The sequence below is a fragment of the Bdellovibrio bacteriovorus str. Tiberius genome (assembly GCF_000317895.1).
GTDB classification, from domain to species: Bacteria; Bdellovibrionota; Bdellovibrionia; order Bdellovibrionales; family Bdellovibrionaceae; genus Bdellovibrio; species Bdellovibrio bacteriovorus_F.
In genome coordinates this window covers 2,241,700-2,256,386 of record NC_019567.1, presented here as the reverse complement: position 1 = coordinate 2,256,386, position 14,687 = coordinate 2,241,700, and the positions used below count along the sequence as shown (strand labels likewise).

Sequence of the window (14,687 nt, the reverse complement as noted above, 5' to 3'; positions counted from 1 at the left end):
TTAAGAGAAACAAAAAAACTAAAACTTAGGAGTTTTGGTTTTCGCTTTGTTTCGTGGTTTGACCCATGTTTTGTTTGTTCTGGTGAGAAACCTGTTGGTTGTCGTGAATGTCTTTGGCATCAACGTCGATTTCGTTCAGGCCTTGTTTGAAGCCACGGATGGCTTTACCCATGGACTGACCCAGTTGTGGAAGACGGCTTGGTCCGAAGAAGATCAAAAAGATAACAGCTAGAAGCAGAATGTGCGTAAGGCTAAACTCACCCATGGGGTTCCTCCCAAATTTCTTAAAGTGTACACTTTTTAGACCTGTCTGGGAGGAAAATCAATGTCTGTCTGGGCTTATTCCACGGGCATGTCGATAATTTCGACCTGATCCGCATCAGCGGCTTCTTTTTCCAGTCCGTCCGCTTCTTCAGAGCCCACGGCAACGACCTTGGTCCCTTCACTCACAGTTTGCACAGGGATGGCTTCAGAGCTCTGAGCTTTGCCTGGAAGCTGCTTTGCGATGCCCTTGGTTGGTACAGGGGCCTGGACTTCACGAGCGACAGGAGCGGCTTTGGCGGCCTTTTTGGCGTTGCCATTGCCCATCTTCTTAAGCTCTTTGTCGTACTTGGACTTCAGATCAGACAGCTCTTTTTGATAATTTTTTCGGATTTCCTCAACCTGCGTATTGCGCGCTTCTGTAATGCAGGAAGAGTAGGTCTGGAGAGCCATCTCTTTGGCCTGGGCGCGGCAAGTTAGCTCTGCAGCAGTTTGTGGCATGGCTGAAAGCGAGAACATAATTGTGGCAAAGAAAGAGAATACGGTTTTCATATCAACCCCATTTATCTATAGCCCCCTATAACAAGATCCGTGCCGGGTTTACTCCAAACCAAGGCGGCGTTGAGGTCGGGGGATCTTACCTTTTTACATCCTTGATCAGTCTTTTGTCGGCACCTGACGAACACGAAGAAGGGTCAAATTACATATGGTGCCCGCAGCTCAGGGGAGTAAATTAAAACCAGAGGAGGGCGCCGTGGTATCTCTTACCTCCATATTTCTTCCAATGTTACTGACACTGAGCTGGGCCCAGACATCTCGGGTCGTCACCGAGAAAATCACTGTCCCTTGGGCGGTCACTGATTGGGAGCCCTACTACATACTTGAAGGGGCCAACGCCAACATGGGCCGGGTGGATCGTCTGCGCCGGATTTTGGAGGATAATCTGAAGGGGTATCAGTTCACCGACATGTATGCAGATATGCCCAAAACCATGGAACTATGGAAGCTGGGCAGAAACATCTGTTCAGGTTCTGCCTTGATAACGCCTGAACGGGAAAAGCTGGCGTACTTTTCAGCGCTGTCGTTTCAGGTTCCCCATGAATATGTGCTCGTAACCGCAAATGCCCAGATGCTGGAAAAGCTGCCTGCGGAAGTTTCTTTAAAAGACATTATGAAAAACAAAAAATGGGTCGGTCTTTTCGTCAAAGATCGGTCTTATGGTTCCGACATCGATGCACTGGTGAAAAATGTTTCACCGCGGGACAAGCATTTGATGCTGAAAAAGAATGTCAGTGAAGGTTACACCTCACTGCTGAAGATGCTGGAGAAAAAGCGTTTTGACTATATGATTGAGTATGAAGCCGTGGTGCGGGCCTATAATGAAAAGATATTTCCGGCAAAACCTCTGGCAACCCGGATTGTGAAAGAGTCCCATCCCTCAGCCGTTTTTTATCTGGCTTGCACTAAAAACCCCTGGGGTCGGGATGTTGTTCGCAAGGTCGATCAGGTATTGCAGAAAATGGCTTTAACCAACGAATACCAGCGCGCCGTGGAATCGTGGCTGGCGCCGGACCTGCAAAAGAAAAGTCGAAAAACTTTGGATGAATTTTATCAGAAAAGAGCACAGGGACCGTGGATGACGGCCCCGTGGTGAAAATTAGCGACGGATCGCTTTGGGATCAATAGCATCCTGCAGACCGTCACCCAGATAGTTAAAGCTGACTGTCGTCAGGAAAATCAACAGACCCGGCAGAACCGCCAGGAACGGAGCCTGGTAAATCAGTTCCTGCGCATTGTTCAGCATGTTCCCCCAGCTTGGTGTCGGAGGCATAATCCCCAGACCCAGGAAGCTCAATGCTGCTTCAAACAAGATCGATTCGCCCACACCCAAAGTGATCGCCACCAGCATTGGTGCAATGACGTTCGGGAACATGTGGCGGATGATGATCGTGCTGTCTTTGGCACCCAGGGTTTTTGCCGCCAGAACGAATTCACGTTCACGGATCGACAAAATACTTCCACGCACCAGACGGGCCACCGACATCCACGAGAACAGGCACAGGATGATGATCATCTTGAAGATGCTTTCGTTGGATGTGCTGATGATTGCCTTCAGCCATGGAATTTTGGAAAGATCGATGGCAGCAATAACAATCAAAACCGGGATGTGCGGCAGGGACAGCAAAGCATCCGTCACACGCATCAGGAAGGTGTCAATCATTCCGCCATAGAAGCCCGCGATACTGCCGATCAATAAACCGATTAGGGCTGACGCAATAGCCACCAGAACGCCCACGCCCATGGAAACACGGGTCCCGTAAACCAGACGGATAAAGACATCACGGCCCAGTTCGTCGGTGCCGAACAGGTGGAAGGTTTCAAAGTTGTTGAAGATGGAAACCAAGCCGGCTGTTTCAGCGATGTTCAGGCTTTTCAAATCCGAAAGCGCTTTGGAAATTTCCTGGGCACCCAGTTCATAGATCGCGTCAGCTTCGGCCACCGCAACGATGCCTTTTTCAACCAAAGCTTTTTGCACGACGTCGGCCGCTTCGGGGTTGTCCGTGATGAAGCGTTCAATTTCAGTTTCACGCACATCCAGACCCACAGAGGCTGTTGTCATTGGTGCCAGATAGCGGTTTCCAACATTTTGGGCGTCCGGATCAATTCCCGTGACAGCCTGGATGGTGCCGGCAAAGATCGCCACCAGCATGAAGATGCTGATGATAGCAGCGCCAGCTACAGCCAGCTTGTGATCCATAAACTGGGTCAGGATCATCTTCCACATCGGCTGGGCTTTTTCAAGCTCCGCACGGTCCTTGGCGGACAGTTGGTTATTATCAATTTCGATTTCGTTCATGGTCATTTCGCTCATACTCTATGATCCTATTGGTAAGAGATGCGAGGATCCGCAAAGCCGTACATGATGTCCGCTACCAGATTCATCAGCAAAACCATGCTGACTGAAATCACGAAAGAAATCATGGCCACGTTGTAGTCATTACCAATAATGGAATCGTAAACAAGTTTACCCACACCCTGATAAGCAAAGACAGTTTCAGTCAGGATGGCTCCAGAGAACAAGCCCGAGAAACTCAGTGCCAGGATCGTGATCAGTGGAATCAAAGCATTACGGAAACCGTGCTGCCAGATCACTGTTTTGCGGGAAAGACCTTTGGCTCTTGCTGTGCGGATGAAATCATTGCGCATGGCTTCGAGCATGGTGGAACGGGTGAATCTTGAGAAGCGTCCGATCTGCTGAATGGACAGACTCAGGACGGGAAGAATCAGATAAATGGAGCGATCCTTGATATCAGCCCACAGGCCCATATCCGATGCTCCGATGGTTTGTGTGCCCCCGGCCGGTAAGATGGGGAATTTCACGGCAAAAAGAATGATCAATACGATGGCCAGCCAGAATGAGGGGATGGAAATACCCCCGAACGAGAACAGATTCACTATATAGTCTGTTCGGCTTCCCGGCTTCAGCGCCGAGATCACGCCCAGAGGAATGGCAATGGCAATGGAAAGGGTCAAAGAGATTGCAGAAAGCAGGAACGTGTTCCACAGACGCGGGCCCATCAGTTCCTGAACCGGAACACGATAGGTACGGCTGTAACCAAGATCACCCTGAAGGATGGAACCCATCCAGCTGGCGTAACGTTTATAGACCGGCTGGTCCAAACCGTACAACGATTTCAGACGGGCCACGTCTTCAGCGGTGATTTTGGGATTGGAGGCCACCATCATGTCCACCGGATCACCGGGCATCAAGCTCATCAAATAGAAACACACGTAGGACAGGATCACTATCACAGCGAGTGTCTGCAAAATGCGGCGGGTGATGAATGTAGTCATAACAGGGTCCTCCAAAAAATCAGGGATCTAGTTCAGGTTCCAGTCTTCGATGTTGTTTGTCTCGTAGAACTGGTGACCAGCCATTTTGTAACCCTTCAAGTTTTTCGGAGTTACAGAAATGTCAGAGCGGTAGTAAAGAGGCAAAACCGGAACTTCCGAAGTGTAAAGCTTCAGGATTTCGTGAACCAGGTCCGCACGTTTTTTCGCGTTGAATTCAAGATCCAGAGCTTCCAGGTTTTTATCAACAGTTGCATTTGTCCAACCGTGATAGTTCTGACCGGACCAGCCGTTACTGTTGTTCGGAATAGCTTTGGAATAAACTGTAGAACGCGGGCTGTTTTCCGGAGAAGAAACCCACGCAAACAAAGCCATGCCTTCGAACTTGCGTTTGGACATGGTTTCACCGAAGAACACACGTGCCGGTTCGTTCTTGATCAGAACTTCGATGCCAGCCTGTTTCCATTGGTTTTGCAGGTAAACCTGAACCAGCTCGCGGGTTTTATTGCCCGCAGTTGTCTGGAAGACAACGGAAAGTTTCTTGCCGTCTTTGTAACGGTAGCCATCTTTACCCATAGTCCAGCCAGCAGCATCCAGAAGTTTTCCGGCTTCACGCTTGGAGTAACGGTACACAGTGATCTCTTTTGGATCGGCAGTGAACCAAGGATCTTTAGGGGATACGTTGTGCAAAGCCACTTGTTGTTTGTTCTCGAACAATGCTTTCACCAGGTCGTCGCGGTTGATGGAATACAACAACGCTTTACGAACGTTCACATCTTTCAGGATGGGATTGTCCAAACGAAGATCAATGTGCTCGTAAGTCACAGACGGTACGAAGTGAACCACGTAAGGCAGGCTTTCAGACTTGTTTTTCTTGTCGAAAGCAAGTGCCTGATCCAGGTCCAGACCCAAAGTGGAGATCATGTCGATTGTGCCGGAGCGAAGGTTGGCTTCCATAGTCCCGGTGTTCGGGATCAGCTTCACGATCACTTTTTTGATGTTCGGCTGTTTGCCATAGAAGTTCGGGTTCGCAGCAAAAGAAACGTGAGAACCCAGTTTCACTTCGCTGATCACGTAAGGACCGTTGTAAAGGCCCGGATTGGTCGGGTTGCGAACGTAGTTGGAGTTCTTTTCGTAGCCTTCTTTTTGCTTGGAGTATTTGTCAAACACAGGTTTTTCCAGGTGAGTTGGCACCGGGAAGAACTGAGCCAGGGTGAAGAAGTCCCATTTGGCTTTTTCGTATTTGAATGTGCACTTTTTTGGATTTTTAGGATCGATGTCGATCTTTTCCACCTGAGTCCACTGTTCTTTTTCACCCACGCTCACAGTCGGGCTGGTCGCGATAGTGTGGGAAGTGATGAAGTCCTGGCAGATAACCGGTTTGCCGTCGCCCCATTTTGCGCTTTCGATGATTTCCCAGTTGGCTACAATCTTCTTTTTGCCGCCTTCTTCGATGATCTTCGCAGTGCCTTTGTCCAAAGAAGGGATTTCTTTGGCAAGCTGAGTGACCCATTTGCCTTCCGGAGTCAGAACCACCAAAGAACGGCCCACCATGCGGTACATGTACGCAGAAGCAGACATGGACATGATCAGCGGATTCATTGTTTCGAATTCCTGAGAGATACCGATTTTAAGTTCGGTGTTGGACGGAGCTGCCACAGCCTGGACACTCATGCCCAAACCTGCAACCACGCAGAGACCTTTCGCAAACTTTTTCAACATCACTTTCTCCTTTTTGATTAACTTTGTTTTAATACTAAACCGACATCTTTGGCGCGGCTTCAAGCCAGCAGGCCTTCTGATGATTTCCCTGACCTTCCAGAACCGGAGTTTTTTGCGAACAGATATCCATTTTATAAGGACATCTTGTATGGAAAGAACAGCCGGAAGGCGGGTTGATCGGGCTGGGCACTTCGCCCCCCAGGGATTTTTTCATTTTCTTTTTTCCATGACCCACGCGCGGGATCGCACCAATAAGCGCTTGCGTGTATGGGTGCTGAGGATTTTTGAACAGCTCATCACGCGGGGCGATTTCAACAATCTTACCCAGGTACATCACGGCAATACGGTCGCAGGTGTGCTCGATCACGGAAAGATCGTGGGAGATAAACACATAAGTCAGCTTCAGTTTTTCCTGCAGGTCTTTTAGCAGATTCAGAATCTGCGCCTGAATGGAAACGTCCAGGGCGCTGACGGGTTCGTCACAGATGATCAGTTCCGGATTCAAAGCAATCGCACGGGCGATGGAAATACGCTGGCGCTGACCCCCGGAAAATTCGTGCGGGTAACGATTCACGTGCCCCTTGCGCAGACCTACAACTTCAATGAGCTCCAGAACGCGCTGAGTGCGCTCTTCCGCGGTGCCGACATTGTGGATGTCCATGGGCTGGCGGATGATTTGACCCACGGTCATACGTGGATCCAAAGACGCATACGGATCCTGGAAGATCATCTGCATGTTCTTGCGTTTTTTGCGCAAAGCTTCACCTTTGAGCTTCAGGAAATCCTGACCATCAAAGTTGATGTCGCCGGCAGTCGGTTCATAAAGACGGATCAGGGTGCGGCCCAAAGTGGATTTGCCGCATCCGGATTCACCCACCAGACCCAGGGTTTCACCTTTACGCACAAACAGGGAAACATCGTCGACGGCCTTAACGCTGGCCACTTCACGCAACAACAGACCCTTTTTGATAGGGAAGTGCTTTTTGATATTTTTGGCTTCAAGAATGATTTCGTTCATCTTTAGTATTCCCGAACCTTAAAGAGGGTTGAAGCAGGCCACTTTATGACCCGGTCTGATTTCTACCAAAGGCGGCTTGGTGCCGGCGCATTCGCTCTTCACACGAGAACAACGGTTCACAAACGGACAGCCCTTCGGCAGTTCGTACGGAGCCGGAACAGAGCCTTCAATGGTGGTCAAACGACTCACTCGTTCACCAAATTTCGGGCGGGAAGAGATCAGGGCTGCTGTATAGGGATGGCTGGGATTCAGGAACAGCTCGGAAGTGTCGGCTTGTTCGCAAGTCTGGCCACCGTACATCACCATCACGCGGTCCGAAATTTCAGAAATTACACCCAAATCGTGGGTGATGAACTGAACAGTCATGTTCAGTTTTTCCTGCAGACCTTGAATCAGTTCCAGGATCTGGGCTTGAATGGTCACGTCCAGCGCGGTCGTTGGTTCGTCGGCAATCAGGAAAGTCGGGTCGCAGGATAGGGCCATGGCGATCATGGCTCTTTGTCTCATACCACCGGACAGCTGGTGAGGATAAGCCTCATACCGTTCTTCCGGGGAAGGGATGCCTACCAGGCGAAGCATTTCAATGGCACGTTCGCGGGACTCTTTCGGTCCGCACTTTTTGTGCTTCATGATTTGCTCATCCATTTGGAAGCCAATGGTCAGAACCGGGTTCAGGGCCGTCATCGGCTCTTGAAAGATCATCGCCATTTCGCCACCGCGAACTTCGGCCATGTCCGGTTCAGAAAGTTTCAAAATATCACGGCCGTTCAGCAGGACCTGGCCACCGGTGACCTTGCCGGGTTTTTCAATCAGACGCATCAATGAATAGGAAGTCACTGATTTGCCGCAACCGGATTCGCCCACGATCCCCAGGGTCTGACCTTTATAGATGTCATAGCTGACGTTGTTAACGGCGCGGACCGGACCCATCTTTGTGTGAAAGGTGGTTTCAAGATTCTTAACTTCAAGTATTGGTTGAATAGCCACTATTTAAGTCCTCTTAAAGAAAGCGTCTTGTTTCAAGTTCTTCCACAGCAGAAAGGGCGCCTTTTTTCAAAGCCTTACCCAAAACGCCGGTCAGCTTGTCGCTGAAGCTTTCGTGGTGTTCAAATTTTACTTTAACTACCTGATGCTTTTCAGAAAGGGTCAGAAGGTAATCATCGCTGGTGCGGATTTCATCCACCAGCAGTTTTGTCAGGGCTTGTTCGCCGTACCAGTATTCGCCGGTGGCCACTTCAGCCAGATTCATCTGCGGACGGAAGCGGCTGACAAAGCTCTTGAACAATACATGCGTGTCTTCAAGCTGTTGTTTGAACTTTTCTTCGCCCTTGTCAGTGATTTCACCCAAAAGGCTTACAGTTCGCTTGAACTCTCCAGCGGTGTATTCTTTGTAGTCTACGTCGTGCTTTTTCAACAGACGGTGCAGGTTTGGAAGCTGGGCCACAACACCGATAGAACCAACAATGGCAAACGGGGCGCACAGGATTTTGTTCGCGGTCACAGACATCAGGTAACCGCCGCTGGCAGCCACTTTGTCCACGCAAACAGTCAAAGGAATGCCTTTTTCACGGATGCGCAAAAGCTGGCTTGCGGCCAGGCCGTAACCATGAACCACACCGCCCGGACTTTCCACGCGAACGACAACTTCGTCAGACGGGGTGGCCAGAGTCAAAACTGCGGTGACTTCTTCGCGCAGATTTTCAACAGCAGAGGCTTTCACATCGCCCTCAAAGTCGATCACGAAGATCTTTTTGTCGCCGTCGCTGGATTTGGATTCAAGGGCTTTGCGCTCTTCCTTCAACTTTTTCTTGAGCTCTTTGCGTTCGGACTTGGTGACCGTGTGAGCCTTCAGAAGATGGCGGAAGTTCTTGTATCGCTTGTGCAGAAGCTCGATTTGGATTTCGGATTTATGACTTGCCTTGGCAGCCAGCAGGGCGATGACCAAAATCACCGCGATAACGGCGAAAAGGATCAAGAAGGTCTGTGCTGCGAAAACTCCGATGCTCTGCAATGCGTCCATAGTACTCCTTAGGGGCAAGTTGGTACGTTATTGAGAAAACAGACAAAGGTCGAGCATCTTTTTTGTTTGCTCAAAAAAAAGCGGGAGCCCTGATAGACTCGGAAGTACGAATGAAACCTTCAGGGCGTCTGACCTCACTTCTTCTGCTTAGTTTTATTGCTTCCTCCGCATGGGGGGATGGCCCGGAAGAGGCTCGTCTAAAGGGTTTTGCTCAGCATCATAAGGCGCAGGATCGCTTTGAACAGGCTCGTCAGCAGGGCGAGCGCGCCTACCTTGAAGAAGAAGAGCAGTGGGAACGTCAGAAAGACCGCCAGCTTGAAGAGTACAAGAAAAACAAAAAATCGATTGTTATGAGCGAAGACGGCCCTGAAGCTCAGGCTGATGCGGCTGCTAAGAAACGCTGGGACGAGTCCTATGAAAAGGAGCGTCGAGTGTATGCGGCCGAAAGTGCGCGCCGCGAATCTTTGGATCGTGGGGCAAAGAATCTGCCGTCTGAATCTCAGGAATTGGGTTTGCTTGAAGATCGTCCACGTTACGACTATCGCAAGCGCGCCATGTTTGGCGGTAAACCCAAGTTCGGAACCAGCGTCAGCGGTTCGGGTTCATCCGGCGGCTCCAGTTTTGGTGGGGGATCCAGCAGTCCGTCATTCCCACCACCACCAACATTTGATGATTTTGGCGGCGACGGCGGCTATGTGCCTGCGCCGAATATGCCAGAAGACTATGGTGATATTCCACCACCTCCGCCGCCACCACCTCCACCGCCGTTTGGCGATGACTTTGGAGGAGGATTCGGAGGCGATTCAGACTTCCCACCACCACCGCCTCCACCACCGTTCGAAGGCGGCGGCGACTTCTAAGCGAAAGCTGGAACTTGCCCAAACTCTGCGTTGCTGCGTCGGCGGCGTGCTGTTAGCACGCCTTTCTCCTTGCGCCTTGATTTTGGGCAAGTTGCAGCTTTCTTGGTTCCCGGTTTTTTTTGGGGAGCGGGCCAAATGCCGAAGGCATTTGAGCCAAATGGGGGGCGGGGCCAAAACGGCTTTGCCGTTTTGAGCTTGGGAGGCCACAGTGCCCTTGGGCACTGTGTGCTTTAGCTTTCTTTTAGGAGTTCTTCGGTGGAGAGGCCGCTGTGTTGTTTAATGCCTCTCATGAGATACCAGAAAATGCCCAGCAGGAAGATCATGGATGGGACCATGATGATGGCCATTGACCAAGTGGTCATTTGGGCGATTTGTTCGTTGAGCACTGTGGACTGAGCGTCTGCGGACAGTGTTGAATCAATATTAATGAAAATCTTTCGAGCCAATACGAAGTTGCAGACCGCGCTGAAGGCGAATGAGAGCGACAGCCATACGGTGGCACTCTTCATGTGGTCGTGGAATTCTTTTTGTTTGCCCTTTTCTTTCAGGCGTTCCTCTAGCAGATCCACCTTCATCAGTGCGGGATTCAGGAACAGGGTTTCGATGAATGGTTTTTTGGTGAACGCGGATCCCAGGACGAACAATCCTACCAAGGCTGGAAAGGCCGCCTCTTTGACGGCGAACCAGAATCCGTGCAGACCCAGCAGTGCCAGGCCGCCGGTCAGCAGCACGTTCAAAAGACCTAAGGCTGAAAAGGCGTTGAATTTTTTGCGTTTGATAAGGTCATAGGCGCCGTATCCCAAAGGGAAGGCCAATGCCAAAACCAGTGCCCAGAAAGGTCCGATAAACTTGGACAGTTTATTCAGGATCAGCACCGGAAGTACGATATTAAAGACGATATTTAAGAGGCCGTTTTCTTTTGGTGGTGCTTCCTGTTTTGACATGGATAGCATCCTTGTCGGCTTCGCTGAAAAAGGCAAGTCGGCGCTGTGCATAAAGTTTCATTGCACTCAAAGGCCGACGGGGTACAATTTGTCGATGGCAATGATATTGGTCTTCTTATCCACGGCGCTCAGCTTTCTTATCAGTTCTGTTTTTGCCGCCCGTTCCTGGGCGTACCGCAGATCCTACATTCATCGTCTGGTGTTTATTATCGAGTTCGGTTACGCGCTGTGGGCCTTTTCTGTCATCAGCGTTTTTGCCATTGATAACATGGCATTTAAGATTTTTATGACCCATGTCCGCATGTTGGGACTGCCGTTGCTGTTTCCATCCTGGGCCCTGCTATGCGCGGGACTTTTTTTGCCAGGGGTGTCGGCGAAACTTCGGCAGTATTGGTATCTGGTCTTTTTGTTTCCGGCGCTGGTGATTGCAGCCAATCTGCTGGCGATGGCGGGGTTTCCTGCGGCCTCTAAATGGATGTACTACGACTTTTATTTGATTCCGGGGATGAGTGGTCTGGTGGATTTCACCCGGGGACCGGTGGTGCTGGCGATTATTGCCTTCGCTGCTCTGACAATCGCTGTGGGGTTTGCATTTCTGATGTATGCCGTCTTCACTCTCAAAGGACGTCGTTGGCAGTATGCCATGGTGTTTTTGGCGGCGGCACTGTGGCCCTTTGCGCTGGAAGGCTTGGTGCTGCTTGGTTCCGGGGATTTGCCTTTGCGACAGTTGAAAATAGCAGCTCTGTGGCCGTTTATCTGGGGGCTTCATTATGCGGCGAACAAGGGCGACGTGCTGGAGATCACCTCGCTGGCGCAGCAAAAAGTTTTCGAGCAGCTTCCCGGGCCCGTCGTGATTTTAAATGCGCGCTCTGAATACTGGGGTGGCAATGCGGCGGCGTTGGAAATGCTGGGTCTTAAGGAAAGCTGGCAGGGGCATCTTGCGGCAGAAATCCCGGTTCTTCGGGACATCATTTCCGGGGCCGAGCGCTTTCAGATTCATGGGCTTAGTTACCAGATCCGTCGTCACAATCTGGACGGCGACAGTCAGGAAAGTCAGGCTCAGGTGTATTTATTGAATGACGTGACCGAGCTTGAGGAAAGCAACAAAGCTCTGAAAGATCTGAATGGGGAAATCTTAAAAATGCACAGTTTCAACAAGCGGGTGCAAACGGTGCTGGCGCATGATTTGACCGGAGCATTGGCGGGCACGCAGTTGCTGCTGGGGGTATCCCGTCAAGACAGTGTGCTGACTCCGGATTCGCTGGTTCGCGTGCGGGAAGCGCACAAGGCCTCGTTGGAGTTGTTGAGAAATATTCTGGCCTGGAGCCATGAGGGGGAAAGCCGGGGCGGCGTTGATCTGAAGACGCGTGTTAATGCGGCCGTGGGGCATCTGGCTCCTCAGATTCTGCAAAAAAATGTCGCGGTGAAAGTGGATCTGCCGAAAGAGGAGATTCAGTTGTGGGGCTCCGTCCGTGTTGTCGAAACGATTTTAAGAAATCTGCTGTCGAATGCGGTGAAGTTCAGTCCCGAGGGCGGAACTATTCAAGTGACCGGCTTGATTATGGGAAATCAGGTTGAGCTGACTATTCAGGATCAGGGGCCGGGTGTGTCGGCGGAAATCATGGCGTCGTTGTCGGATTCTGGTGCGGTGATGTCGTCGCAGGATGACGGCTTCGGAGTGGGGCTTAAATTCACCAAGGACTTTGTGAATCAGATGGGCGGGGTGTTGATCTTTGACCCGAATGTCACGCAGGGCACCCGGGTGTCGGTTCGTTTTCCTATCGGGTTTCCAGTTTAATATGCACGGGCTGTTTTGATGATTCAGTGATGGATTCAAACAGCCGGTCATTCACATAAAAGTGGAACTGATGCGTCTTGCGGGAGACGTCATCAAAGGTGCCGAATCTGTAGTTGGGATTTTCAGTGCGGGAAGGGTGAAAGAAGTGGGCAAAGTACTGCTCATTGCCGTCATCACCTGCACCGTCATTTCCTTCACGCAGGAAATACATCGTGGCAAAGGGATACTTTGCGTCGGAATGAATCTGTGGGCGATGGTTTTTCAGCAGATAGTCCCTCTGATCCTTCCATTCATCGTAAAAGTAGGTGGCTTGTATGGGAACATGGATGGTCAATGGTGCCTGGGACAATTCAAAGTGCATGCGAATAGCGTCACGCATGGAAAGAGCATGACATCCCGGCAGTGTGTCGGTGCTGCCAAAGAATCCTCCGGCAATGGTCACTTCGCTGGCCGCCAGAGGAATGTTGTGTTCGCCGCCATCAGAGAATATTTCAAAATCAGGCGAGCGATCTTGAGTGTACCACTGACGATAGCCTTCGGTGCTTTGGTCGCTGATCAGGTAAATCACCGGGCGGCCCAGGGCTTTAAACTCTTTTACGATCTGATCAATTCCGGCAGCGGCAGACCGGGTGGTGTCGAAGAATTCCGTCGCATGGGTCACAATCAAGACATGCTGATTTTTCACTTGCGACAGTTGATCCCGGCTGAACCGCGGTTTTAGGGCGGACTCTGAAGACGGCCATCTGTGGGCCGTGTGCTGGCAGCCTGCAAGCGTAATAATCAAAGTTAGAAATAGGATCGCATGTCTCATGTTGGACTCTTCGGCAGATGGACAGGAAGCAAGATGGGATTTAGGGCGGGGTCATGGGAATAGTGCTCCGCCGGCTCTGGAAATTTTAAATAAGGCAAGTAAAATTAGGTATTTGCCGGATTCGTCCGCAGGGGGTGAAAAAGTGTGATAAATTGGGCTCACACGAGGTGAGTGATGCCTGAACTTCCAGAGGTCGAAGTCGTCCGCCGGGGCCTGGAGACAATATTAAAAGACCAGCCGATTTTGGAAAAAGTCGAACTGATGCGCAAAGATCTGCGCGAGCCAATTCCTGCTAAAAAAATAAGCACCCTTGTCGGCCAGCCGCTGACGTCCATCGAGCGTCGCGCCAAGTATTTGCTTTTGTGGACACCCAAAGGCGCCATGCTGTCACATCTGGGAATGACCGGAACCTGGCGGGTGGCGGTGCCGGGGGATGAGCGCCTGCATGACCATATATATCTGCATTTTTCGGGGAACCTGCGTCTGGCTTACCGCGATCCGCGCCGTTTTGGCTGTTTTGACTTTGTTCAAGACCCGTTAAAACACCCCAAGTTAGCGGATTTGGGGCCGGAACCGTTAGAGGCGGAATTCGATGGACCGCTGCTGTGGGAAAAGCTGCGCGGCAAGGACGTGGCTTTGAAGGTCGCCTTGATGGATCAGAAGGTGGTCGTGGGCGTTGGGAACATCTATGCCAGCGAAGCGTTGTTCGCCGCCGGAATCAAACCCACGCTGCCAGCGCGAAAGCTGTCTTTGGATCGCGCTTCACAGCTGGTGACAGAGATTAAAAAAATTTTATCTCAATCAATTAAAGCCGGTGGATCTTCGATCAGTGACTTCGCTCAGGCCTCTGGGGAAAGCGGCTATTTTCAGACGAGCTTTCAGGTTTACGGTCGGGACAAAGAGCCTTGTGTGACTTGCGGGCAACAGGTGAAGTCGAAGGTTCTGGGCGGTCGAAACACCTTCTGGTGTTCGCGTTGCCAAAAATAATTTTGCAAAATTTCGTTTGCTAAGCGGGCCAATTTTTGTGTAACTTAGGCCTTAGTCGAGTTTTAAAACAAACGCGGGCCCACTGTTGGCAATTAAGTCAACAAGGTCAGCTTAAATAAATAACGAAGGGATCATCAATGAAAGCAATCGTAGTAGCAGCTTTGCTTGCACTATCTTTCACAACTGGCTTCACTTGCTCTAAAAACCAACCAGAGACAGCTCCTGCTGAAACTGCACCTGCTGCTGAAGCAACTGCTACTGAAGCAGCTCCTGCAGAAGGCACTCCAGCTGCTACTGAAGCAGCTCCTGCAGCTCCAACTGAAGCAGCTCCAGCTGGCGAAACTAAGTAATTAGCCTTTAGGCTTAGTACTTAAGTTACGACGAAAGCCCTCGCAAGAGGGCTTTTGCTTTTTT

15 protein-coding genes are annotated in these 14,687 nt (G+C 50.8%); 5 read left to right on the top strand and 10 right to left on the bottom strand.

Features of this window, described 5'->3' with window-relative positions; all coding sequences use genetic code 11:
- Positions 1-25: 25 nt before the first annotated feature.
- Both BDT_RS10815 and BDT_RS10810 read right to left on the bottom strand, forming a co-directional pair.
- Entirely contained in the window at positions 26-265 is a 240-nt protein-coding gene (locus tag BDT_RS10815) for a Sec-independent protein translocase subunit TatA/TatB (RefSeq protein ID WP_041577675.1), read from the bottom strand.
- A 74-nt stretch (positions 266-339) separates the two neighbouring features.
- The gene (locus BDT_RS10810) at positions 340-813 is read right to left on the bottom strand and encodes a hypothetical protein (protein WP_015091276.1); all 474 of its coding nucleotides are present in this window, start codon (positions 811-813) and stop codon (positions 340-342) included.
- Between the two features lie 202 nt (positions 814-1,015).
- Between BDT_RS10810 and BDT_RS10805 the strand changes: the two genes are divergently transcribed.
- A complete protein-coding gene (locus BDT_RS10805) occupies positions 1,016-1,915 on the top strand; it encodes a TIGR02285 family protein (protein WP_235046091.1) in 900 nt (299 codons plus the stop codon).
- Positions 1,916-1,918: 3 nt separating this feature from the next.
- Here the strand turns inward: BDT_RS10805 and BDT_RS10800 are convergent, their stop codons facing one another.
- From BDT_RS10800 to sohB, 6 genes are read right to left on the bottom strand one after another with little or no spacing between them, the layout of a single operon-like run.
- Positions 1,919-3,133, bottom strand: coding sequence for an ABC transporter permease (locus BDT_RS10800; RefSeq protein WP_015091274.1), 1,215 nt, complete (start codon positions 3,131-3,133; stop codon positions 1,919-1,921).
- A gap of 11 nt (positions 3,134-3,144) precedes the next feature.
- Positions 3,145-4,116: an ABC transporter permease gene (locus BDT_RS10795; RefSeq protein ID WP_041577671.1), complete on the bottom strand. Its 972-nt coding sequence runs from the start codon at positions 4,114-4,116 to the stop codon at positions 3,145-3,147.
- A 27-nt stretch (positions 4,117-4,143) separates the two neighbouring features.
- On the bottom strand, positions 4,144-5,835 hold the full coding sequence (locus tag BDT_RS10790) for a peptide ABC transporter substrate-binding protein (protein ID WP_015091272.1): 1,692 nt from the start codon (positions 5,833-5,835) through the stop codon (positions 4,144-4,146).
- Positions 5,836-5,869: 34 nt separating this feature from the next.
- A complete protein-coding gene (locus BDT_RS10785) occupies positions 5,870-6,853 on the bottom strand; it encodes an ABC transporter ATP-binding protein (protein ID WP_015091271.1) in 984 nt (327 codons plus the stop codon).
- An 18-nt stretch (positions 6,854-6,871) separates the two neighbouring features.
- Complete coding sequence (locus tag BDT_RS10780; RefSeq protein WP_041577669.1) at positions 6,872-7,840, bottom strand: ABC transporter ATP-binding protein; 969 nt, start codon at positions 7,838-7,840, stop codon at positions 6,872-6,874.
- Between the two features lie 13 nt (positions 7,841-7,853).
- Positions 7,854-8,873, bottom strand: coding sequence for a protease SohB (gene sohB, locus BDT_RS10775; RefSeq protein ID WP_015091269.1), 1,020 nt, complete (start codon positions 8,871-8,873; stop codon positions 7,854-7,856).
- A gap of 110 nt (positions 8,874-8,983) precedes the next feature.
- On the opposite strand from sohB, the gene BDT_RS10770 reads away from it, so the two are divergent.
- Entirely contained in the window at positions 8,984-9,733 is a 750-nt protein-coding gene (locus tag BDT_RS10770; RefSeq protein ID WP_015091268.1) for a hypothetical protein, read from the top strand.
- Between the two features lie 230 nt (positions 9,734-9,963).
- Here BDT_RS10770 and BDT_RS10765 read toward each other — a convergent pair whose 3' ends face one another.
- Positions 9,964-10,677 (bottom strand): VC0807 family protein, encoded by a 714-nt coding sequence (locus tag BDT_RS10765; protein WP_015091267.1) that lies wholly within the window; start codon positions 10,675-10,677, stop codon positions 9,964-9,966.
- 94 nt (positions 10,678-10,771) lie between these two features.
- Here BDT_RS10765 and BDT_RS10760 point away from each other — a divergent pair, with 94 nt between their 5' ends.
- A complete protein-coding gene (locus tag BDT_RS10760) occupies positions 10,772-12,475 on the top strand; it encodes a sensor histidine kinase (protein ID WP_015091266.1) in 1,704 nt (567 codons plus the stop codon).
- On the opposite strand, the gene BDT_RS10755 is transcribed toward BDT_RS10760, so the two are convergent.
- The gene (locus tag BDT_RS10755; protein WP_041577665.1) at positions 12,456-13,286 is read right to left on the bottom strand and encodes a hypothetical protein; all 831 of its coding nucleotides are present in this window, start codon (positions 13,284-13,286) and stop codon (positions 12,456-12,458) included. The genes BDT_RS10760 and BDT_RS10755 overlap by 20 nt on opposite strands.
- A 174-nt stretch (positions 13,287-13,460) precedes the next feature.
- Here BDT_RS10755 and mutM point away from each other — a divergent pair, with 174 nt between their 5' ends.
- Together mutM and BDT_RS10745 are read left to right on the top strand one after the other, a co-directional pair.
- A complete protein-coding gene (mutM, locus tag BDT_RS10750; protein ID WP_015091264.1) occupies positions 13,461-14,273 on the top strand; it encodes a bifunctional DNA-formamidopyrimidine glycosylase/DNA-(apurinic or apyrimidinic site) lyase in 813 nt (270 codons plus the stop codon).
- Between the two features lie 137 nt (positions 14,274-14,410).
- A complete protein-coding gene (locus BDT_RS10745; protein ID WP_080602385.1) occupies positions 14,411-14,623 on the top strand; it encodes an acylneuraminate cytidylyltransferase in 213 nt (70 codons plus the stop codon).
- Positions 14,624-14,687 lie beyond the last annotated feature (64 nt).

Bases quoted from the DNA above. Each gene is read 5' to 3' on its own strand.
- BDT_RS10800 (WP_015091274.1), bottom strand. From the start codon at position 3,133: ATGAGCGAAATGACCATGAACGAAATCGAAATTGATAATAACCAACTG.
- BDT_RS10770 (WP_015091268.1), top strand. From the start codon at position 8,984: ATGAAACCTTCAGGGCGTCTGACCTCACTTCTTCTGCTTAGTTTTATT.
- BDT_RS10745 (WP_080602385.1), top strand. From the start codon at position 14,411: ATGAAAGCAATCGTAGTAGCAGCTTTGCTTGCACTATCTTTCACAACT.
- mutM (WP_015091264.1), top strand. From the start codon at position 13,461: ATGCCTGAACTTCCAGAGGTCGAAGTCGTCCGCCGGGGCCTGGAGACA.
- BDT_RS10815 (WP_041577675.1), bottom strand. From the start codon at position 265: ATGGGTGAGTTTAGCCTTACGCACATTCTGCTTCTAGCTGTTATCTTT.
- BDT_RS10760 (WP_015091266.1), top strand. From the start codon at position 10,772: ATGGCAATGATATTGGTCTTCTTATCCACGGCGCTCAGCTTTCTTATC.
- sohB (WP_015091269.1), bottom strand. From the start codon at position 8,873: ATGGACGCATTGCAGAGCATCGGAGTTTTCGCAGCACAGACCTTCTTG.
- BDT_RS10790 (WP_015091272.1), bottom strand. From the start codon at position 5,835: ATGTTGAAAAAGTTTGCGAAAGGTCTCTGCGTGGTTGCAGGTTTGGGC.
- BDT_RS10765 (WP_015091267.1), bottom strand. From the start codon at position 10,677: ATGTCAAAACAGGAAGCACCACCAAAAGAAAACGGCCTCTTAAATATC.
- BDT_RS10755 (WP_041577665.1), bottom strand. From the start codon at position 13,286: ATGAGACATGCGATCCTATTTCTAACTTTGATTATTACGCTTGCAGGC.
- BDT_RS10810 (WP_015091276.1), bottom strand. From the start codon at position 813: ATGAAAACCGTATTCTCTTTCTTTGCCACAATTATGTTCTCGCTTTCA.
- BDT_RS10785 (WP_015091271.1), bottom strand. From the start codon at position 6,853: ATGAACGAAATCATTCTTGAAGCCAAAAATATCAAAAAGCACTTCCCT.
- BDT_RS10795 (WP_041577671.1), bottom strand. From the start codon at position 4,116: ATGACTACATTCATCACCCGCCGCATTTTGCAGACACTCGCTGTGATA.